The sequence below is a fragment of the Tistrella mobilis KA081020-065 genome (assembly GCF_000264455.2).
Classification (GTDB): Bacteria; Pseudomonadota; Alphaproteobacteria; order Tistrellales; family Tistrellaceae; genus Tistrella; species Tistrella mobilis.
On record NC_017956.1, the window covers coordinates 105331 to 125851 of the forward strand.

Below are 20521 nucleotides of genomic sequence, written 5' to 3' on the forward strand. Positions count from 1 at the left end.
GCCCCCGTGGCCCTCGTGTCCGACCGGCCCATCCGACCCGGGACAGACCGTCCGATGCTGAAAATCGCCAAGCTCACCGACTATGGGATCGTGGTTCTGACCCATATCGCCAACGCCCCCGATCGGGTTCATCGGGTGACGGAGCTTGCCGAAGAGCTGGCCATTCCCGCGCCGACCGTCGCCAAACTGGCCAAGACCCTGGCGCGGGACGGTCTGCTGATTTCGCATCGTGGCGCGCATGGCGGCTATCGCCTGGCGCGGCCGGCGGCCGAGATCCGGGTGGTCGACATCGTCGAGAGCCTGGAAGGCCCCGTGGCCATCATGGAATGCATCGAACATCCCGGCACCTGCCGGCAGGAAAGCGTGTGTCAGACCCGCGGCAACTGGATCCGGATCAACCGGGCGATCAGCCGCGCACTGGAAGGGATCAGCCTTGCCGACATGGCGGCGGATGCGGCTGTGCAGCCCTTCCCCGCGGCGCAGGCGGGCTGAGCCGGACCGTAAGTTTCTGGCCGGCGCGGGCGGTCTCCGGGCTGGTGACGACGAGATCAAGAGGCGACGCCCGCCGGCCCGATGGACGGGCCGTTCGTTAAAGAACGGGCGCGCGGAGGACGAGTGATGACGAGCAAGAACGCAGTCGAGGCGCTTGTCGCCCGCGAGTACACGGAAGGCTTCCATGTCGACATCGACGCGGACAACGTGCCGCCGGGTCTCGACGAGGACGTCATCCGCGTGATCTCCGCGAAGAAGGAAGAGCCCGACTTCATGCTGGAGTGGCGGCTCAAGGCCTTCCGGACCTGGCAGGCGATGGAGGAGCCCGACTGGGCTTTCCTCAAGAAGCCCAAGGTCGATTTTCAGTCGATCATCTACTACTCCGCCCCCAAGGCCAGGGCCGACGCGCCGAAGAGCCTGGAAGAGGTCGATCCCGAGCTGCTGAAGATCTACGAGCGTCTCGGCATCCCGCTCAAGGAGCAGGAGATGCTGGCCGGCGTCGCCGTCGATGCGGTGCTCGACAGCGTGTCGGTCGCCACCACCTACAAGGGCAAGCTCAAGGAACTCGGCATCATCTTCTGCTCGTTTTCGGAAGCGGTGCGCGAATATCCGGAGCTGGTCCAGAAATATGTGGGATCGGTGGTGCCGGTCGGTGACAATTTCTATGCGGCGCTCAATTCGGCCGTGTTCTCGGACGGCACCTTCGTCTACGTGCCGAAGGGCGTGCGCTGTCCGATGGAGCTGTCGACCTATTTCCGCATCAATGCCGCCGGCAGCGGCCAGTTCGAACGGACTCTGATCATCGCGGAAGAAGGTGCCTATGTCAGCTATCTCGAAGGCTGCACGGCACCGATGCGCGACGAGAACCAGCTGCATGCGGCGGTGGTCGAGCTGATCGCCATGAAGGATGCCGAGATCAAGTACTCGACCGTTCAGAACTGGTATCCGGGCGACAAGGACGGCAAGGGCGGCATCCTGAACTATGTCACCAAGCGCGGCGCCTGCCGCGGGGCCAATTCCAAAATTTCCTGGACGCAGGTCGAGACCGGCTCGGCGATCACCTGGAAGTATCCCAGCGTCATTCTGCAGGGTGACGGCTCGATCGGCGAGTTCTACTCGGTCGCGGTTGCCAACAATGCCCAGCAGGCCGATACCGGCACCAAGATGATCCATATCGGGCGCAATACCCGCAGCACGATCATCTCCAAGGGTATTTCGGCGGGACGTGGCCAGAACACCTATCGCGGCCTGGTGCGCATGCAGAAGGGGGCGGAGGGCGCGCGCAACTATACCCAGTGCGACAGTCTGCTGCTGGGGCCTGACTGCGGGGCGCATACCTTCCCTTATATCGAGAGCCGCAATCCCACGGCGCAGGTCGAGCATGAGGCAACCACCTCGAAGATCAGCGACGACCAGCTGTTTTATCTGATGCAGCGCGGGCTTTCGGCCGAGGATGCCGTGTCGATGATCATCAACGGCTTCTGCAAGGACGTCCTGAAGGAGCTGCCGATGGAGTTCGCGGTCGAGGCGCAGAAACTGCTCGGCATCACGCTGGAAGGCAGCGTCGGCTGACCCGGCCATCCGTTTCCCGCGGCCCGGGATTCTGCCGGGCCTGACGCATTGCGGCCGCGCAAGGCCGCCGGACGATCTCATTCGAGGACCAACATGCTCATCATCCGCGACCTGCACGCCCGCGTCGACGGCAAGGAGATCCTGCGCGGCCTGAACCTGGACGTGCGCCCCGGCGAGGTCCACGCCATCATGGGTCCGAACGGCGCCGGTAAGAGCACGCTCTCCCACATCCTGGCCGGCCGCGACGGCTATGAGGTCACGCAGGGGTCGGTCACCTATATGGGGCAGGATCTGCTGGAGATGGCGCCTGAAGAACGGGCTCGGTCGGGCGTGTTCCTGGCCTTCCAGTATCCGGTCGAGATCCCGGGTGTGAACAACACCTATCTGCTGAAGGCGGCGCTGAATGCCCGCCGCAAGCATGAGGGCCTGCCCGAACTGGACGGCGTGCAGTTCCTGAAGCTGGTCCGCCAGAAGCTGAAGATCGTGCATCTGGACGAAAGCCTGCTGAAGCGCCCGGTCAATGCCGGTTTTTCGGGCGGCGAGAAGAAGCGCAACGAGATCTTCCAGATGGCCGTGCTGGAGCCGAAACTCTGCATCCTGGACGAGACTGACAGTGGTCTGGATATCGATGCGCTCAAGGCGGTGGCCGATGGTGTGAACACGCTGCGCGATCCGGCACGCTCCTTCGTGATGATCACCCATTATCAGCGCCTGCTCGACCATATCGTGCCCGATTTCGTCCATGTGCTGGCCCGCGGCCGGATCGTGCGCTCCGGCGACAAGTCGCTGGCGCTCGAACTGGAGGAGAAGGGCTATGGCTGGGTCGAGGATCTCGCCGGGGCGGAGGCCTGAGACCATGGCGGTTCTGGATGCCACGCCCGACAAGCTGGATCTGCTGATCGCGGCCCAGGGAGCCAAGACCGGGCCGGACTGGCTGGAGGCGCTGCGGGCGGCCGGTCGGGACGGGTTCCGTGCCCTGGGCCTGCCGACCCCGCGCCAGGAGGACTGGCGCAATCTTCGCCTGAATGCGCTCTACGGCCAGAGCTTCGCCGCCGCCGATGCGGCGGCACCGCGGCTGACCTGGGCGCATCTGCAGCCGATCGTGCCCAAGGGGCTCGACTGCGACCGTATCGCCATGGTGAACGGGGTCTTCTCCGACGAACTCTCGGCGGTGGGGGAACTGGCCGACGGGGTGGTGGTCGCCGGGCTGTCCCGGGCACTCACCACCGCCCCTGATCGGGTGCATGCGGTGCTGGGGCAGGTGGCGCGCGGGGATCGTGACGGCTTTGCCGCCCTCAATCAGGCGGCGCTTGCCGATGGTGCGGCGGTTCTGGTGCCGCGCGCGGTGGAACTGGCCCGGCCGGTGCACTTGCTCCATCACGCCCTCGCCCCCCGCATGCCGGTGGTCGCGCAGCCGCGGATCGTGATCGATCTGGCCGAGAATGCCCGGGCGACGGTGATCGAGCACTGGCGCGGCCTTGCCGGCGAGACCGCCTTCGTCAATGCGACGGTTGAGATCCGCCTTGGTCGCGGGGCGAAGCTGACCCTGATCCGCCTGCAGACCAGCGGCGAGAAGGGCTTCCATATCGACCGGCTGGCGTCGTCGATTGCGGGCGATGCCGAACTCGACATGATCCAGATCGACATGGGCGGCCGGCTGTCGCGCCACACGCTGGACGTGGCCCTGGAAGGCCGCGGCGCGGCGGCGACGCTGGACGGGCTCTTCGCCATCGGTGCCGGGCAGCAGACCGACACCCGGTCCAATGTCGAGCACCGCGCTCGCGACTGCCGCCTGTCCCAGACCTGGAAGGGTGTGGCGGGTGGCCGGGCGCGCGGCATCTTCAACGGCCGGGTCCATGTCCTTCCGGGGGCGATCGGCACCGATGCGGAGATGTCGAGCCGCAACCTGCTTGCCTCGCGTGAGGCCGAGATCCTGCCCAAGCCCGAGCTCGAGATCCATGCCGACGAGGTGAAATGCGCCCATGGCGCGACCGTCGGTGCCATCTCGGAGCAGGAGCTTTTCTACCTGCGAAGCCGCGGACTGGATGCCGCCGAAGGCCGGCGGATCCTGACCCGGGCCTTCGCCGAGGAAATCGTCGACCGTCTGCCCTTCGAGACCTTCCGCGAGCAGGTCTCGGGCTGGGTCGACCGCCACATGGCCCAGACCGTGCTGAACGAGACGGTCGCGAAGGAGGCGACGGCGTGATGACCGATCAGAAGACCCTGCCGGTTTACGACGTGGAGCGGATCCGCGCCGATTTCCCGATCCTGGCCACCCAGGTGCGCGGCAAACCGCTGGTCTATTTCGACAATGCGGCCTCCTCGCAGAAGCCGCGCCAGGTGCTGGATGTCGAGCGGGCGGTCTATGAGACCTCTTACGCCAATGTCCATCGGGGCGTGCACTACCTGTCGGAAAAGGCGACCTCGGCCTACGAGGCGGCGCGCGAAACCGTGCGGGCCTGGCTCAATGCCGCGTCCGAGCGGGAGATCGTCTTCACCCGCGGCACCACCGAAGGGCTGAACCTCGTCGCCTATACCTGGGGCCGGGCCAATCTGAAACCGGGTGACGAGATCCTGATCACCCATCTGGAGCATCACTCCAACATCGTGCCCTGGCAGATCGTGGCGGAGCAGACCGGCGCGCGGTTGATGGTGGTGCCGGTGACCGATACCGGCGAGGTCGACCAGGATGCCTTCGATCGGATGATCGCCGGCGGCCGGGTAAAGATCATGGCCGTGGCCCATGTCTCCAACGCACTCGGTACCATCCTGCCGCTGCAGCGGATGATCGATGCGGCCCATGCCGCGGGGGCGATTGCGGTGATCGACGGCGCTCAGGCCCTGCCGCATATGCGGGTCGATGTCCGGGCGCTGGATGCCGATTTCTATGCGGTCTCGTCACACAAGGCCTATGGGCCGACCGGCTTCGGGGTGCTCTACGGCAAGCTGCCGCTGCTGGAAGCCATGCCGCCCTGGCAGGGCGGTGGCGACATGATCGAGACGGTGAGCTTCGAGAAGACCACCTATGCGCCGCCGCCGGCGAAGTTCGAGGCCGGCACGCCGCATATCGTGGGGGCGATCGCCTTTGCCGCCGCGCTCGACTATCTGGCCGCGGTCGGCGTCGAGGCCGTGGCAGCCCACGAGCACGACCTGACCGTCTATGCTCATGAACGGCTGCGCGAGATCAACCGGCTGAAGATCGTGGGCGAAGCGCGCGAAAAGGCGGGTGTGGTGTCCTTTGCCATCGACGGCATTCATCCGCATGATATCGGCACGATCCTGGATCAGCAGGGCATCGCGGTGCGCACCGGTCATCACTGCACCCAGCCGCTGATGGCCCGTTTCGGCCTGCCGGCAACGGCGCGTGCGTCTTTCGGCATGTACAACACCCGCGCCGAGGTCGATGCGCTGGTCGACGGGTTGCGCAAGGTCGTGAAGTTCATGGGCTGAGGAGACCCGCCATGCCGGCCGATACCGCCCTCGACGACGACCTCCGGTCGCTCTATCAGCAGATCATCCTGGAGCATAACCGCAACCCGCGGCATTTCGGCCGGCTGGACCCGGCCGATGCCAGCGCCCATGGGCATAACCCGCTCTGCGGCGACGAGGTGACGGTCGATCTGAGGTTCGAGGGGGATCGGGTGGCGGAGATCGCGTTCAAAGGTCGTGGCTGCGCCATCTCGACCGCCTCGGCATCGATGATGACCGAGGTGGTACAGGGGCGCAGCCGGGCCGAGATCGCGGAGATGTTCACCCGGTTCCGCGATCTGGTGACCGGGGCCGATCCCCGGGCGCTGGACCATCCGGAGGTCGAGGCGACCCTGGGCGTTCTGGCGGCACTGGGAGGCGTGCGCGAATTTCCGAGCCGCGTGAAATGCGCCACCCTGCCCTGGCACACCCTGACCCGGGCATTGGAGCATGGCGGCGACGCAGGCGGGGCCGGCGGGCCGGTTTCGACCGAGTGACGTGGCCCAAGGCAATCATCAGGCCCCCCGATGCAGGCGGCCGGAGACGACGGGTTTCGAACGGAAACAGGCGATATGAGCGACAACACGAACCCACTACCGCAGGACGATCCGGGCGATCTCGAAGCCGCGGTCATCGATGTGCTGCGCAGCTGCTACGACCCCGAGATCCCGGTGAACATCTATGATCTGGGGTTGATCTACGAGGTGCGCATCGATGCGGGCGACCAGGCCTATATCCGCATGACCCTCACCTCGCCGATGTGTCCGGTGGCCGAAAGCCTGCCGGTCGAGATCGAGACCAAGATCCGGGACATTGCAGGCATCTCCGACGTGACCGTCGAGGTTGTCTGGGATCCGCCCTGGACCCCTGAGATGATGAGCGAGGACGCCCGGCTCGAACTCAACATGTTCTGAGCCGGAATATGTTCCGGGCAGGCCACCTGCCCGGGATTGAACCCGTCATCCTGCTGCGTCATGCTGCCTTGAGCATGACCGGGCACGGGCACGTGCCATAAGAACGCAGAGGACGGGATCCATGCATCAGATGATCGGCCTCGCCATCGGCGCGGTGCTGTTCCTCATCACCCATCTGGTGCCGGGCATCCCGGCGGTCAGACGCTATATGATCGCCTCTCTGGGGGAGGGCGCCTATCGCGCCCTGTTCTCTCTGGTGGCGCTCTTCTCTCTCGGCATTCTGATCTGGGGCTATGGGCAGGCGCCCTATGTGCCGCTCTGGGACGGCAGCGGGGCGCTGCGTCATCTTGCCTTCACCCTGATGCTGTTTGCGGTCGCCTTTGCCGTGCTGGGGCTTACCCAGCGCAACCCGACCATGGCCGGGGCCGATGCCGCCGGTGCGCCCGCGCCCAAGGCGGTCGGTGTGCTCAAGATCACCCGACACCCGCTGATGTGGGGGATCATGATCTGGGCGGTGGCCCATGTTCTGGCCAATGGCGACCTGGCCACCACCATCCTGGGCGTCACGATTTTCATCGTCGCATTCGCCGGCAGCCGGCTGATCGAGATCCGCAAGCGCCGCGACATGCCGGTCTCGTGGATGCTGTTTGCCGCTGCCAGCTCGTATATCCCCTTTGCCGCCGTCTTCGCGGGCAAGGCCAAGGGTGCCTTTGCCGAGATCGCCTGGTGGCGCTGGCTGGTGGCGCTCGTGGTTTATGTGGCCCTTTTCGCAGGCCATCGCTGGATCGCGGGCGTGCCGCTGATGTGAGGCAGGCCTGCCATTCGCCCGGGGATGCCGGCCGATAAAAAGACTCGTATACGAGATATATGTATGCGAGAGTTCATCTCATGAACCGCATCGAAGACTGCATCAGTTTCCTGACCGGCAAGGCCGCTCAGGCCGTGACACGCGCGGCCCGCGACCGGCTGGCCCGGCATGGGGTGACCCCGGTCCAGTACGCCGTGCTCCAGCTCCTGTGGGAAGAGGACGGGCAGAGCGGTGCCGCCATCGGCACCCGCCTGGTGCTGGACAGCGCCACCATCACCGGCGTGATCGACCGTCTGGTCAAGCTGGAGCTGATCGCGCGCCGGCCATCCGCCCGGGACCGGCGGGTCAACGCCCTGCACCTGACCGATCGGGGCCTGGCGCTGCGTGGCCCGCTCCAGGCCGAGATGGACGCGCTGAATGCCGATGTCGATGCGGCCCTGGGCGGCCCGGCAGCAGAGGAGCTGAAATCACTCCTTCGCCGGATCGCAGCCGCCCCCTCCCGTAAGGAGCTCGCGGAGATATGCAGTTCGAGACCAAGATCGCGCTGGTGGTGCGCGATGATCTTGCCGTGTGGCAAAAACTGAATGTCACGGCGTTCCTGATGAGCGGTGTAACCGGGGCCGCGCCTGAGATCATGGGCGAGCCCTATCGCGATGCCGCGGGCAATGCCGCATTGCCGCTGTCGGTGCAGCCGGTCATCGTGCTGGCGGCCGATGGCCCGACGCTCGCCACCATCCGCCGCCGCTGTCTGGAGCGCGAGGTGGTGCCGGCGCTCTATGTCGAAGAGATGTTTGCGACCGGCCATGACGCCGCCAACCGCGCGGTCTTTGCAGAACAGCGGCCAGAGACGGCGAAGCTGGTCGGCCTGGGCATGCGGGCCGATCGACGCGTGGTCGACCGGATCACCAAGGGCGCGCGCATGCATCCCTGACCGGTAGGAGGGGCGGGTCGCGTGACGTGATGGCGGCTCAGGCGAGGGCGGCATGCAGATCCGCCCGCACGCCGTCGATATGGGTGGTCAACACCCTGCAGGCGGCATCGATCTCCCCCCTTCGGCAGAGAGCGATCAGCGTGCCGTGTTCCCGCTCGGCCCGGCCGGGGGACGGGGTGGTGGAGAGCTGAAGCCGGGTATAGCGATCGCAGGTCTGCAGCAGTCCGGTCACGATGCGCAGGCTGCGCGGCAGACGGGCGTGTGTGTAGATCGCCAGATGCAGTTCGGCATTCAGGGCACCCCAGCGGGCCATGTCGCTGGCGGCGACGGCGCCGATGAACAGATGATGGATGGTCTCGATCCGGGCGAAATCGGCCGCTGTCAGGGCGGGAACGGCGCGGCGCAGCAGCCGCGGCTCCAGGATCACTCTCAGGTCGAAGACGTCGTCGATCTCCTCTCGCGAGATCGACGACACCACGGCGCCGATGCCCGGCAGGATCCGCACCAGCCCTTCTGCATCCAGCTGCAGCAGGGCTGAGCGGATCAGGGCCGGATCGACCCCATGCCTTTCTGCCAGCGCGTTCTGGCGCAGTTCAGTGCCCGCCGGAAAGGCTCCGTCGATGATTGCCTGACGGAGTTCGTTCAAGATGTCGGCGGCGGACGGATGAAGCATAGGGCCAAAGCGCCTGCCTATTCGGGGGTCTGTTCCGGCGCGCCGGCGAAGAGTGCGGCACCGGGCGACTGGACCAGGGACTGGTAGTGGTCGAACTGGACCAGCACGTCGGAAATCAACTGATCGCGGGTCAGGCCGTAGACGTCATAGCCGCGGCTGCCGTCGCTGAACCAGGTGCGGGCCTCGTGGCGCAGATCGGGGCGGGCGGCATCCATCGCGGTCAGGGCGGGCAGCGGGTGGCTGGCCGGCTGGATGCCATAGATGAAGTTTCGCACGCCTTCGGCAGGCAGCACCAGCGAGACACCGCCCGTCGTCTCGTCGCGTTCCACCTCGGCCGGATGGCCGCGGCCGTTGAATTCAGCCGCCACTGCCCTCAGCGCATCCGTGGCGGTACCGTCCAGGAAGCGACGCACATCCTTTTCATCCGGCGTGTGCAGGATCTGACCAAGACGGCGCTTCCAGCCGGCTTCGACGGCCGGGACCCCTGTGGTCGTGACGGGGGCGCCGAGCGGCCGGTGGGCAAGATCTGCGCTCATGCCGCGGAACAGGCTCCAGCACAGCAGCAGCATCACCACGGCGAAGGGCAGGGCGCTGGCGATGGTGACGGTCTGAAGCGCCGACAGACCGCCGGCCAGCAGCAGAACCGCCGCAACCACGCCTTCAAGCACGCACCAGAACACCCGCTGCGGGATCGGGGTGTTGGTCGCACCGCCCGAGGCAATGGTGTCGACGACCATCGAGCCCGAATCCGACGAGGTGACGAAAAACACGGTAACGAGCATCACCGCCAGAACCGCCGTGATCGACGAGAGCGGCAGATATTCGAGGAACTGGAACAGGGCGACCGACACATCCTCGGCGACCGCGGCGGCCAGTGCGCCATTGGCGACCTCGGTGTCGATGAACATGGCCGTGTTGCCGAACACGGTCATCCACAGGAAGGTGAAACCCAGCGGGACAAAGAGCACCGCGATCACGAATTCCCGCACCGTCCGTCCGCGCGAAATCCGGGCGATGAACATGCCGACGAAGGGCGACCACGAGATCCACCAGGCCCAGTAGAACAGCGTCCAGGAATAGATCCACGAGCGCGGTTCATAGGCATAGAGGTTGAAGGTCTTGAGGACGAAATTGTCGAGATAGATGCCGATGTTCTGGACGAAGGCCCGGAACAGCATCGTGGTGGGCCCCACGGCCAGCACGAAGAGCATGAGCGCCACGGCGAGCACCAGATTGGTCTCGCTCAGGATCCGCACGCCCTTGTCGAGGCCGCTGATGACCGAGATGGTGGCCACGCCGGTGACGGCGGCGATCAGTGTCACCTGCACGATCGGAGAGACTTCAAGCCCGATCAGATGATCGAGACCGGCATTGATCTGCAGAACGCCGAAGCCCAGAGAGGTGGCGAGACCGAAGACCGTGCCGCAGATCGCGAAGATGTCGACCGCATGGCCGATCGGCCCGTGGATCCGCTCTTTCAGAAGCGGATAGAGGCCCGAGCGGATCGTCAGCGGCAGGTTGTAGCGATAGCCGAAATAGGCGAGCGACAGGCCGACGATGGCATAGATCGCCCAGGCGTGGATGCCCCAGTGGAAGAAGGTGATGTTCATCGCCGAGCGCTGCGCCTCGATCGAGCGGGGCTCGACCACGGGCGGGCTCGCGAAATGGGTCATGGGCTCGCCGACCGCGAAGAACATGAGTCCGATGCCCATGCCGGCGGCAAAGAGCATGGCCACCCACGATCCGTAGCGGAAATCCGGTTCGGAATCGTCCGGGCCGAGCTTCAGCCGGCCGAAGCGGCTGAAGCCGAGGAACAGGGCCATGCCCAGGAAGATCGCGACCACCAGGATGTAGAACCAGCCGAAGCGATGCAGGATCTCGCTTTGGACGACGGCGAACAAGGCTTCCATCTGCTCGGGTATCGCGGCCCCTGCGACCACGAAGGCGAGGATGATGGAAGCGGCGCCGAAGAAGACCGGCGGGTTGATCGTCATCCTTAGCATGATCCGGATCCTGCATTGGTGGCGCTCTGGTCCCCACGCTACAGGAAGCCGGCCGATGACGCGACGTCAGATCCAGGGCAATGTCATGGATCAAGTCGTCACGCAGTGCCATCAAATGACATAACCCGTGTTCATTCCGGGGCGGACCCTGCCGTAACGTTACGATCTATTGACCTGATGCATCTTTCATGACGTCATGTGGTCAAGCGAAGTCGGGTGACATTCGTTGCTCCCGAAAGATACGAGGTCATACAAATGAGCCGGAACGTTCTGTATCTGATTATCGGTGCTCTGCTCGTTGTTGTCGCCGTCGGCGGCTACCAGTATTACGAGGAGAGTCAGAAGAGCGGCATCGAGGTCGAGGTCGGCAATGGCGGCCTGTCGGTCGAGACGAAGTGAGCCTCCGGCTGATCAACCATTCAGGCGATCGATCTCGGCCAGCCGCCGGGCTGCGTTGTCGAGATCGTCGTCGGCAAACACCTCGATACCGGCGGTGGCAAGAGCCTCGGCCGTCAGGCCGTCGCCTTGGATCAGCCGGCCGCTGAAACTGCCGTCATGGATCCGCCCGACCCCGCAGGACGGGCTCCGCGCTTTGAGCAGCGCCAGGCGCACGCCATGGGCCAGGGCAGTTTCGACGGCGATGCGGGCACCGGCTGAAAATGCCGCGGTGACATCGGCGCCGGTTGCGTCGATCACCCGGCGGCGGCTGTCGAGCTCCGCCGGCGGTCGTGGTGTCGGCAGACCACCCGCCATCTCGGGGCAGAGCGGGATCAGCCGACCTTCGGCGTGAAGATCGTCGATCAGCGGATGCGGTCGTGCGGCACCCCGGCCGTCGAAACGAACCGGCCTGCCCAGAAGGCAGGCCGAAATCAGAACCGGGCGGCGCCCTGCCGCCCGGTTTTCGTGGCGTGCGGACATCACGCCGCTTCGCGGCTGAGCCCGTCGACCAGGTCGACGATGTCGGCCATGATCTGGGTGATTTCGAAGTCCTTGGGCGTGTAGACCCGGGCGACGCCGGCCGCCTTCAGCTTGCGGGCGTCCTCGTCGGGGATGATGCCGCCCACGATCACCGGCACGTCGGTGAGCCCGGCTTCGGCCATGCGGCGCATGACATCGGCGACCAGTTCGTTGTGGCTGCCCGACAGGATCGACAGGCCCACGACATGAACGCTCTCTTCGAGGGCGGCATTGACGATCTGGGCCGGGGTCAGGCGGATGCCCTCGTAGACCACTTCCATGCCGCAGTCGCGGGCCTTCAGGGCGATCTGCTCGGCGCCGTTGGAATGGCCGTCGAGGCCGGGCTTGCCGACCAGGAATTTCAGCCGGCGGCCCAGGCGGTCCGACAGGCTGTCCACCTTGGCGCGCACCGCCTCGGTCCGGTCGCGATCGCCGCGCACCTCGACCACGCTGCCGCCGACGCCGGTGGGGGCGCGGTATTCGCCGAAGATCTGACGCAGCGTCTCGGCCCATTCACCGGTCGTGACCCCGGCATGGGCACAGGCGATGGAGCTTTCCATGATGTTGCGGCCTTCCTTGGCCGCACGGGCGAGTTCGGCGAGGCTCGCCTCCACCGCCGTCGCATCACGGGCCGCCTTGTGGGCCTGGAGCTTCTCGATCTGGCGGCGTTCGACGCCGGGATCGACGGTCAGAATGGCGCCGTCCTCGCCCGAGGTCAGCGGCGAGGGCGCGGTCTCGACGAATTTGTTCACGCCGATCACCGCCATCTCGCCTGATTCGATCGACGCCACGCGCCGGGCGTTGCTTTCGACCAGGCGCTGCTTCATGTAGCCGCTCTCGACCGCCGTCACCGCCCCGCCCATCTCTTCGATCCGGGCCAGTTCGGCGCGGGCGCCAGCCTTCAGCTCCTCGACCCTGGCCGCGACCACCGGCGAGCCGTCGAACAGATCACCGTATTCCAGAAGGTCGGTTTCCATGGCGACGATCTGCTGCAGGCGCAGCGACCACTGCTGGTCCCAGGGACGCGGCAGGCCCAGAGCCTCGTTCCAGGCCGGCAGCTGCACGGCGCGGGCGCGGGCGTTCTTCGACAGCACCACCGCCAGCATTTCCAGCAGGATGCGGTAGACGTTGTTCTCGGGCTGCTGCTCGGTCAGGCCCAGCGAGTTCACCTGCACGCCGTATCGGAAGCGGCGGAACTTCTCTTCCGCAACGCCGTAACGGTCGCGGGTGATCTCGTCCCAAAGCTCGGTGAAGGCGCGCATCTTGCAAAGCTCGGTGACGAAGCGGATGCCGGCATTCACGAAGAAGCTGATCCGGCCCACCACCTGCGGCAGATCAGCCTCGGGCACCTGGCCGCCGGCACGCACCGTGTCCAGCACCGCCACCGCCGTCGCCAGCGCATAGGCCAGTTCCTGCTCGGGCGTCGCCCCTGCTTCCTGCAGATGGTAGGAGCAGACATTGGTCGGGTTCCACTTGGGCAGTTCCCGATAGGTGAAGGCGATGGTGTCGGCGATCAGGTTCAGGCTGGGCTTGGGCGGGAAGACATAGGTGCCGCGCGACAGATATTCCTTGATGATGTCGTTCTGGGTGGTGCCCTGGAGCGACGCCCGCGGCGCCCCCTGCTTCTCGGCGGTGGCGATATAGAGCGACAGCAGCCAGGCCGCGGTCGCGTTGATCGTCATCGAGGTGTTCATCCGCTCGAGCGGGATGCCGTCGAAGAGCGTCATCATGTCGCCGATATGGCAGATCGGCACGCCCACCTTGCCCACCTCTCCCCGGGCGAGGATGTGGTCGGCGTCGTAGCCGGTCTGGGTCGGCAGGTCGAAGGCGACGGAGAGACCGGTCTGACCGCGCGACAGATTGGTGCGGTACAGCTTGTTGCTCTCCTCCGCCGAGGAATGGCCGGCATAGGTGCGCATCAGCCAGGGCGTATCGCGGCGCGGCATGGCGCCGCTTGCCGCTTCTGCGGCGGAATTCGGCTGCTTCGGCATCTTTTCGTCCTGTCGTGGCGGGGTTCTGTGTCGAATCTTACCCTGAGGGCGCCCCATTGGAAATAAGGCCCTATTTTGCGCCGCAAAAAAGGGCTTGAAAATCCCTTATATCCGGAAAATCATGAACGGCAACCGGAAAGCTCCGGTCGCGATCGCGTCGCAGCATGCGACCGTACCGCGATTGATCTTCCGGGGTTCTGGTCCCGTCGTCCCTTTGCGGACGGGACCGCCGGACCATCCGAACGATACCACCAAGAACGAATGACAAGAACCAACGCGCGAACAATACGCGCGGTTCCACGACAGTACGCCGGCCCCGGACATCGGGGCGCTGCCAGGAGGCCGCAGGATTGCGTGGTGCCCCGACCCCACCTGCGGACGCTTAAGGTCGAGAGAAGTAGAACGAGGGCACGGTCTTCCCATGAACACTGACACCACCGCCGCCGAGACGACCCGCACCCAGCCGGTCAAGTCGCTCTACGAGGTCGGCGAGATTCCGCCGCTGGGCCATGTTCCGGATCAGATGTACGCCTGGTGCATCCGCCGGGAGCGTCACGGCAACCCCGACACCGCCATGCAGGTCGAGGTCGTCGAAACCCCCAAGGATCTGGCGCCGGACGAAGTGCTGGTCATGGTGATGGCCGCCGGCGTCAACTATAACGGCGTCTGGGCCTCGCTCGGCCGTCCGATCTCGCCGTTCGACGGCCATGGCGCGCCGTATCACATCGCCGGCTCCGATGCCTCGGGCATCGTCTGGGCCATCGGCTCCAAGGTGAAGCGCTTCAAGGTGGGCGACGAGGTCGTCGTCCACTGTAACCAGGACGATGGTGACGACGAGGAGTGCAATGGCGGCGACCCGATGTTCTCGCCGTCGCAGCGCATCTGGGGCTACGAGACCCCGGACGGCTCGTTCGCCCAGTTCTGCCGCGTGCAGTCGCGCCAGCTGATGCCGCGCCCGCGCCATCTGACCTGGGAAGAGAGCGGCTGCTACATGCTGACGCTCGCCACGGCCTACCGCATGCTGTTCGGCCATCGCCCGCACATCCTGCGCCCGGGTGACAATATCCTTGTCTGGGGCGCTGCCGGCGGCCTGGGCTCGATGGCGTTGCAGCTGATCGCCACGGCCGGCGCCAACGGCATCGCGGTCATCTCGGAAGACAACAAGCGCGACTTCGTGCTCAGCCTGGGCGCCAAGGCGGCGATCAATCGCAAGAATTTCGACTGCTGGGGCCGTCTGCCCGAAGTCGATGACGTCCAGGGCTACAACGACTACATCCGCCGCGTCCGCGCCTTCGGCAAGGCGATCTGGGACGTGACCGGCAAGGGCAATGACGTCGACTTCGTGTTCGAGCACCCGGGTGAGCAGACCTTCCCGGTCTCGACCTATGTGGTCAAACGCGGCGGCATGGTCGTGTTCTGCGCCGGCACCACCGGCTACAACCTGACCATGGATGCCCGCTTCGTGTGGATGCGCCAGAAGCGCATCCAGGGCAGCCATTTCGCCAATCTGAAGCAGGCAGCCCAGGCCAATCGTCTGGTGATCGAGCGCCGCATCGATCCCTGCATGTCGGAAGTCTTCTCGTGGGACGACATCCCCGAGGCGCATATGAAGATGCTCCGCAACCAGCATAAGCCCGGCAACATGGCCGTGCTGGTCCAGGCGCCGCGCCCGGGCCTGCGGACGATCGAGGACGCCATCGACGGCTGACAGACCTGACGCGGTGAGCGACCGGGCGGCGGTGCCGCCTCGCCCGGTCCCGGCGCTGCCTGCCCCGATCCGGCCTCGTCAGGGGAGCGGATCGGGCGGGCGGCGCCGCACCGTCGTCTGGATGCCGCATCGGATCAGCCGGGGCGGCGCTGGACGCCGGCCGCCTCAGGGCCATATCCGCTCCGGTATCCCGCCGTTTCCGACCTCCGCAGTGTTCGACACGTCTTCCGACCAGAGGACCATTTCTCCCATGTCCGCTTCCACCGCGACCCTTTCGCCCGTGACCGACGCCCCCGTCCTGATCGACGATCTGCTCGACCGGGCCGAACGTGCCCTTGCCGCCGTCGAGGCCTATGCCGACGCCGTCCAGACCGCCGTGGGCGGGATGGTGCGCCGTGACGGCAAGGTCGATGCCGCCGTGCTCGATGCCAGCCAGCATGCCGCCCACGGTCTTGCCTGGACGGCGACCTATGTCGAAGCCCTGCGCCAGATGCTGGGCTGGGCACGCCGGCTGGAGGCCGAAGGACGGCTGGGGGAAATCGAGGGGCTGATGCTGCAGACCGCCTTCGGCGAGTATGTGGCGCAGCTGCAGGGTGGCCTGCCCATGTCGCAGGGCGAGATCGTCCGTCCTGCCGATTTCGGCCTGATCGACGAGGCGGCGGCACTGTCCCAGGGCGATGCGGGGCTGTTCCTGCGTGCGGGCAACACCGCTGTGGTGCGCGCCCGGCTGGCGGCGCTGATCGCCGAGGGTAATTTCGGCGAGCTGGGGCTCGAGGACGAGACCCTGCTGATGATCCGCGACCAGTTCCGCCGCTTCGTAGAGGAAAAGGTCGTCCCCTTCGCCCATGACTGGCACAAGGCCGACGAGCTGATCCCGATCGAGGTCGTTAACCAGATGGCGGAGCTGGGCGTCTTCGGCCTGACCGTGCCCGAGGAATTCGGCGGGCTCGGCCTCTCCAAGGTCGCGATGTGCCTGGTTACCGAAGAGCTGTCGCGCGGCTATATCGGCGTCGGCTCGCTGGGAACCCGGTCCGAGATCGCGGCCGAGCTGATCCGGCTGGGCGGTACGGAAGATCAGAAGCAGAGCTGGCTGCCGCGCCTTGCCTCGGGCGAGATCCTGCCGACCGCGGTCTTCACCGAGCCAGGCACCGGGTCCGACCTCGGCGGCCTCAAGACCCGCGCGACGCGCGATGGCGACGTCTATCGGGTGACCGGCAACAAGACCTGGATCACCCATGCCGCCCGCGCCGATCTGATGACCCTGCTGGTGCGCACCGATCCGGCGACGAAGAACTATTCCGGCCTGTCGATGTTCCTGGCCGAGAAGCCCCGCGGCACCGATGCCGATCCCTTCCCGGCCGAGGGCATGAGCGGCGGCGAAATCCGCGTGCTCGGCTATCGCGGCATGAAGGAATACGAGATCGGCTTCGACGATTTCACCGTGCCCGCCGACAATCTGCTGGGCCGGACCGAGGGTCAGGGCTTCAAGCAGCTGATGGCGACCTTCGAAAGCGCCCGGATCCAGACGGCGGCCCGCGCGGTCGGCGTTGCGCAGTCGGCGCTGGAAATGGGGCTGCGCTACGCCCATGAGCGCGTGCAGTTCAACAAGCCGATCTACGCCTTCCCGCGGGTCTTCGACAAGCTGGTCTGGGCGGCAGTCGAGATCATGATCGCTCGCCAGCTGACCTATTTCTCGGCGCGCGAGAAGGACAGCGACCGGCGCTGCGATCTCGAGGCCGGCATGGCCAAGCTGCTGGCGGCCCGCGTCGCCTGGGCCACGGCCGACAATGCCGTCCAGGTTCATGGCGGCAACGGCTATGCTGAGGAATATCCGATCAGCCGCGTGCTCTGTGATGCGCGCATCCTCAACGTCTTCGAGGGTGCGGCCGAGATCCAGGCGCAGGTCATCGCCCGCCGCCTGCTGGGCTGAGGGTGACGGGGCCGGCTTCCGCAGGGAAGCCGGCCTTCGCGCGAAAATCTCCCCCGCCGGGACCGGTTGACCCTGTCAGACCGGGCCCGGCGGGGCCATATTGCGGGCCATGGATACGATGTCAGGCGTGATGCCGGTTCTGATTGTGGTTGCGATGGTCGCCACGGCCGGTGTTCTCCTGGTGGGCGTGATGTCGATGCTCGTCGGCGGACGCTTCAACCAGAAATACTCGAACAAGCTGATGCAGTGGCGGGTGCTGCTGCAGGCGCTGGCGATCCTGCTCGTTCTGCTGTTCCTGGCGATGACGGGCGGCTGAGCCCGCCGGTCGTGGCCCCCGCTGGCCGTGGCCCCCGCCGGCCGTGGCCATCGCCCCCTGGCTATCTTGCTTTCACCCACCGACGGAGCCCCCGATGGTCCAGCTCACCCGCATCTACACCCGCGGCGGCGATCGCGGCGAAACCTCGCTCGGCGATGGCAGCCGCCGGCCGAAGGACGACCTCCGGGTCGCCTCTTACGGCACGGTCGACGAGGCGAACGGCGTGATCGGGCTGGTGCGGCTGCATCTGGAGACCGAGAGCGAGGAAGACCGCATGCTCGCCCGGATCCAGAACGATCTGTTTGATCTGGGGGCGGACCTTGCCTGCCCCGCCGGCGACGATCCCGCGCGGGAGGCCAGGGCGCTGCGCATTCTGCCGGCCCAGGTCGACCGCCTGGAAACCGAGATCGATGCAATGAATGCCGGGCTTCAGCCGCTCAAATCCTTCATCCTGCCCGGAGGCACCCCGGCTGCGGCCCATCTGCATCTGGCGCGAACGGTCGTCCGTCGTGCAGAGCGCGAACTGGTCGAGCTGATGCGGCTGGAGCCGGTGAACGAGGCGGCGCTCCGCTACCTCAACCGTCTGTCCGATCATTTGTTCGTCCTGGCGCGCCATCTGAACGACAAGGGCGCGCGCGACGTCCTCTGGGTGCCGGGCGCCAACCGCTGACGCGGCGTTAAGCCGCGGCGTTCCTTGAATTTTCGAGAGGTGCCCCGAAATTGACACCGCACGTCGCAGCGCCTAATGTGCGGTGGACTCAATCGGGGAACCGGCAGCCGGGGCCATGTGACGCAGGCCGTCGCGGTCAGCCGGTCGCCTGTCGCCTGTCGTCCGACGGAGAGCCGGCGCCCTGCCGTTCGCTGCCGGGCGTCCTGGTCCGGATCCGCACCCGCTGAGGGGTCGGGGGATGCGACCGGACGACGTAGAGCCAAGAAACCCAACTGGAGTCGGGAGATCTATGAAGGTACTCGTCCCCGTCAAGCGCGTGGTCGACTATAACGTCAAGGTCCGCGTCAAGGCTGACCAGACCGGCGTCGACCTCGCCAATGTCAAGATGTCGATGAACCCCTTCGACGAGATCGCGGTCGAGGAAGCCGTGCGGCTGAAGGAAGCCGGCAAGGCCACCGAGATCGTGGTCGTGTCCATCGGCCCCAAGGGTGCACAGGAACAGATCCGCACGGCGCTGGCCATGGGCGCGGATCGCGGCCTGCTGATCGAGACCGATGAAGAGGTCCAGCCGCTCGCCGTCGCCAAGCTGCTGAAGGCGGTGGCCGAGGCCGAGCAGCCGCAGCTGGTGGTGCTGGGCAAGCAGGCGATCGACGACGACTCCAACCAGACCGGCCAGATGCTGGCGGCGCTGCTGGGCTGGGCCCAGGGCACCTTCGCATCGAAAGTCACCGTCGGTGACGGCGAGGTCGAGGTGATCCGCGAGATCGACGGTGGTCTCGAGACCGTCTCGCTCAAGCTGCCCGCGATCGTGACCACCGATCTGCGTCTCAACGAGCCCCGCTACGCTTCGCTGCCGAACATCATGAAGGCGAAGAAGAAGCCGCTCGACACCAAGACCCCCGGTGATTTCGGCGTGGACGTGGCGCCGCGTCTGAAGACGCTGAAGGTCACCGAGCCGCCGAAGCGCAAGGGCGGCATCAAGGTGCCGGATATCGCGACGCTGGTGGACAAGCTGAAGAACGAGGCGGGGGTTATCTGACCATGACGGTTCTCGTCATTGCCGATCACAACAACGCGTCGCTCGGCGCCGCGACCCTGAACGCCGTCACCGCCGGTGCGAAGCTGGGCGATGTGCATGTGCTGGTTGCCGGCAAGGATGCCGGTGCGGCCGCCGAGGCAGCCGCCAAGGTGCAGGGCGTCGCCAAGGTACTCCATGCCGAGGGCGACCAGTATCAGGGTGGCCTGCCCGAGAACCTGGCCCCGCTGATCGTGGGTCTGGCCGGCGACTACAGCCACATCGTCGCCTCGTCGAGCAGCGTTGCGAAGAACGTGCTGCCGCGCGTGGCTGCTCTGCTGGACGTCGCGCAGATTTCGGACGCCATTGAAATCGTGTCGGAAGACACCTTCGTCCGTCCGATCTATGCCGGCAATGCGCTGGCGACCGTGCAGTCCTCCGACAAGGTGAAGGTCCTCACCATCCGCGGCACCGCCTTCAAGGCGGCCGAGGCCGAGGGCGGTTCCGCCGCCGTCGAGACCATCGCCGCCGGTGAGGATGCAGGCCTCAGCCGCTTCGTCGGCCAGAGCCTGAGCAAGTCCGAGCGTCCCGAACTCGCCAGCGCGAAGATCGTGGTGTCGGGTGGCCGCGGCGTCGGCAGCTCCGACAACTTCAAGATCATCGAAGGTCTGGCGGATGCCCTGGGCGCCGCCGTCGGCGCCAGCCGCGCGGCCGTCGATGCCGGCTATGTGCCGAACGACTACCAGGTCGGCCAGACCGGTAAGGTCGTCGCGCCGCAGCTTTATGTCGCGGTCGGCATTTCGGGTGCCATCCAGCATCTGGCCGGCATGAAGGACAGCAAGGTGATCGTGGCGATCAACAAGGACGAAGAGGCACCGATCTTCCAGGTCGCCGATTACGGCCTTGTGGGCGATCTGTTCAAGATCGTCCCCGAGCTGACCGAGACGCTGCAGAAGTGAAGTAACATATGACCGGAACGATGCCGGTCATGTGAAAGAAAACCGAGCCCGGTGCGGGGTCTGGCGTAACTTGTGTAAAGCAAGCGACGCCGAGCCCTGTCCCGGGCTATCAAG

Annotated in this window: 21 protein-coding genes; 17 read left to right on the forward strand and 4 right to left on the reverse strand. The window is 66.1% G+C overall.

Annotation, left to right across the window (positions count from 1 at the left end; genetic code table 11):
• Positions 1-54: 54 nt before the first annotated feature.
• The 10 genes from TMO_RS00545 (at position 55) to TMO_RS00590 (ending at position 8185) form a co-directional block, all read left to right on the forward strand.
• Positions 55-492, forward strand: coding sequence for an SUF system Fe-S cluster assembly regulator (locus TMO_RS00545; RefSeq protein ID WP_014743623.1), 438 nt, complete (start codon positions 55-57; stop codon positions 490-492).
• A 126-nt stretch (positions 493-618) separates the two neighbouring features.
• Positions 619-2064, forward strand: a complete 1446-nt coding sequence (gene sufB / locus TMO_RS00550; protein ID WP_014743624.1) for a Fe-S cluster assembly protein SufB — start codon at positions 619-621, stop codon at positions 2062-2064.
• A gap of 93 nt (positions 2065-2157) precedes the next feature.
• The gene (sufC, locus tag TMO_RS00555; protein ID WP_014743625.1) at positions 2158-2916 is read left to right on the forward strand and encodes a Fe-S cluster assembly ATPase SufC; all 759 of its coding nucleotides are present in this window, start codon (positions 2158-2160) and stop codon (positions 2914-2916) included.
• 4 nt (positions 2917-2920) lie between these two features.
• On the forward strand, positions 2921-4270 hold the full coding sequence (gene sufD / locus TMO_RS00560; protein WP_014743626.1) for a Fe-S cluster assembly protein SufD: 1350 nt from the start codon (positions 2921-2923) through the stop codon (positions 4268-4270).
• Positions 4270-5514, forward strand: coding sequence for a cysteine desulfurase (locus tag TMO_RS00565; RefSeq protein ID WP_051045281.1), 1245 nt, complete (start codon positions 4270-4272; stop codon positions 5512-5514). Before sufD ends, TMO_RS00565 begins: the two co-directional genes overlap by 1 nt.
• Positions 5515-5525: 11 nt before the next feature.
• Positions 5526-6029, forward strand: coding sequence for a Fe-S cluster assembly sulfur transfer protein SufU (gene sufU / locus TMO_RS00570; RefSeq protein WP_014743628.1), 504 nt, complete (start codon positions 5526-5528; stop codon positions 6027-6029).
• A gap of 75 nt (positions 6030-6104) precedes the next feature.
• Positions 6105-6446: an iron-sulfur cluster assembly protein gene (locus tag TMO_RS00575; protein WP_014743629.1), complete on the forward strand. Its 342-nt coding sequence runs from the start codon at positions 6105-6107 to the stop codon at positions 6444-6446.
• Positions 6447-6567: 121 nt separating this feature from the next.
• Positions 6568-7254 (forward strand): NnrU family protein, encoded by a 687-nt coding sequence (locus tag TMO_RS00580; protein ID WP_014743630.1) that lies wholly within the window; start codon positions 6568-6570, stop codon positions 7252-7254.
• 80 nt (positions 7255-7334) lie between these two features.
• Complete coding sequence (locus TMO_RS00585; protein ID WP_014743631.1) at positions 7335-7838, forward strand: MarR family winged helix-turn-helix transcriptional regulator; 504 nt, start codon at positions 7335-7337, stop codon at positions 7836-7838.
• Positions 7775-8185, forward strand: coding sequence for a DUF2000 family protein (locus TMO_RS00590; RefSeq protein ID WP_041604765.1), 411 nt, complete (start codon positions 7775-7777; stop codon positions 8183-8185). Before TMO_RS00585 ends, TMO_RS00590 begins: the two co-directional genes overlap by 64 nt.
• Before the next feature lie 37 nt (positions 8186-8222).
• On the opposite strand, the gene TMO_RS00595 is transcribed toward TMO_RS00590, so the two are convergent.
• Both TMO_RS00595 and TMO_RS00600 read right to left on the reverse strand, forming a co-directional pair.
• Positions 8223-8831, reverse strand: coding sequence for a GntR family transcriptional regulator (locus tag TMO_RS00595; protein ID WP_267019347.1), 609 nt, complete (start codon positions 8829-8831; stop codon positions 8223-8225).
• Positions 8832-8875: 44 nt separating this feature from the next.
• Complete coding sequence (locus TMO_RS00600) at positions 8876-10861, reverse strand: BCCT family transporter (RefSeq protein WP_041604766.1); 1986 nt, start codon at positions 10859-10861, stop codon at positions 8876-8878.
• Positions 10862-11116: 255 nt separating this feature from the next.
• Here TMO_RS00600 and TMO_RS31490 point away from each other — a divergent pair, with 255 nt between their 5' ends.
• Entirely contained in the window at positions 11117-11260 is a 144-nt protein-coding gene (locus TMO_RS31490; protein WP_014743635.1) for a hypothetical protein, read from the forward strand.
• 12 nt (positions 11261-11272) lie between these two features.
• Here TMO_RS31490 and TMO_RS00610 read toward each other — a convergent pair whose 3' ends face one another.
• Both TMO_RS00610 and TMO_RS00615 read right to left on the reverse strand, forming a co-directional pair.
• The gene (locus TMO_RS00610; protein WP_014743636.1) at positions 11273-11779 is read right to left on the reverse strand and encodes a DUF523 domain-containing protein; all 507 of its coding nucleotides are present in this window, start codon (positions 11777-11779) and stop codon (positions 11273-11275) included.
• Entirely contained in the window at positions 11779-13809 is a 2031-nt protein-coding gene (locus TMO_RS00615; protein WP_014743637.1) for a protein meaA, read from the reverse strand. Before TMO_RS00615 ends, TMO_RS00610 begins: the two co-directional genes overlap by 1 nt.
• A 421-nt stretch (positions 13810-14230) precedes the next feature.
• On the opposite strand from TMO_RS00615, the gene ccrA reads away from it, so the two are divergent.
• The 6 genes from ccrA to TMO_RS00645 all read left to right on the forward strand — a co-directional run bounded on the left by ccrA (position 14231) and on the right by TMO_RS00645 (position 20407).
• Entirely contained in the window at positions 14231-15517 is a 1287-nt protein-coding gene (gene ccrA, locus TMO_RS00620; RefSeq protein ID WP_014743638.1) for a crotonyl-CoA carboxylase/reductase, read from the forward strand.
• A 250-nt stretch (positions 15518-15767) separates the two neighbouring features.
• Positions 15768-17447 carry an acyl-CoA dehydrogenase family protein gene (locus TMO_RS00625; RefSeq protein ID WP_014743639.1) on the forward strand — a complete coding sequence of 560 codons (1680 nt, stop codon included), beginning with the start codon at positions 15768-15770 and terminating at the stop codon, positions 17445-17447.
• A 130-nt stretch (positions 17448-17577) separates the two neighbouring features.
• The gene (locus TMO_RS00630; protein WP_145978042.1) at positions 17578-17763 is read left to right on the forward strand and encodes a twin transmembrane helix small protein; all 186 of its coding nucleotides are present in this window, start codon (positions 17578-17580) and stop codon (positions 17761-17763) included.
• Positions 17764-17857: 94 nt separating this feature from the next.
• Positions 17858-18433 (forward strand): cob(I)yrinic acid a,c-diamide adenosyltransferase, encoded by a 576-nt coding sequence (locus TMO_RS00635; RefSeq protein WP_014743641.1) that lies wholly within the window; start codon positions 17858-17860, stop codon positions 18431-18433.
• A gap of 289 nt (positions 18434-18722) precedes the next feature.
• Entirely contained in the window at positions 18723-19472 is a 750-nt protein-coding gene (locus tag TMO_RS00640) for an electron transfer flavoprotein subunit beta/FixA family protein (RefSeq protein ID WP_014743642.1), read from the forward strand.
• Between the two features lie 2 nt (positions 19473-19474).
• The gene (locus tag TMO_RS00645; RefSeq protein WP_014743643.1) at positions 19475-20407 is read left to right on the forward strand and encodes an electron transfer flavoprotein subunit alpha/FixB family protein; all 933 of its coding nucleotides are present in this window, start codon (positions 19475-19477) and stop codon (positions 20405-20407) included.
• Positions 20408-20521: the final 114 nt, after the last annotated feature.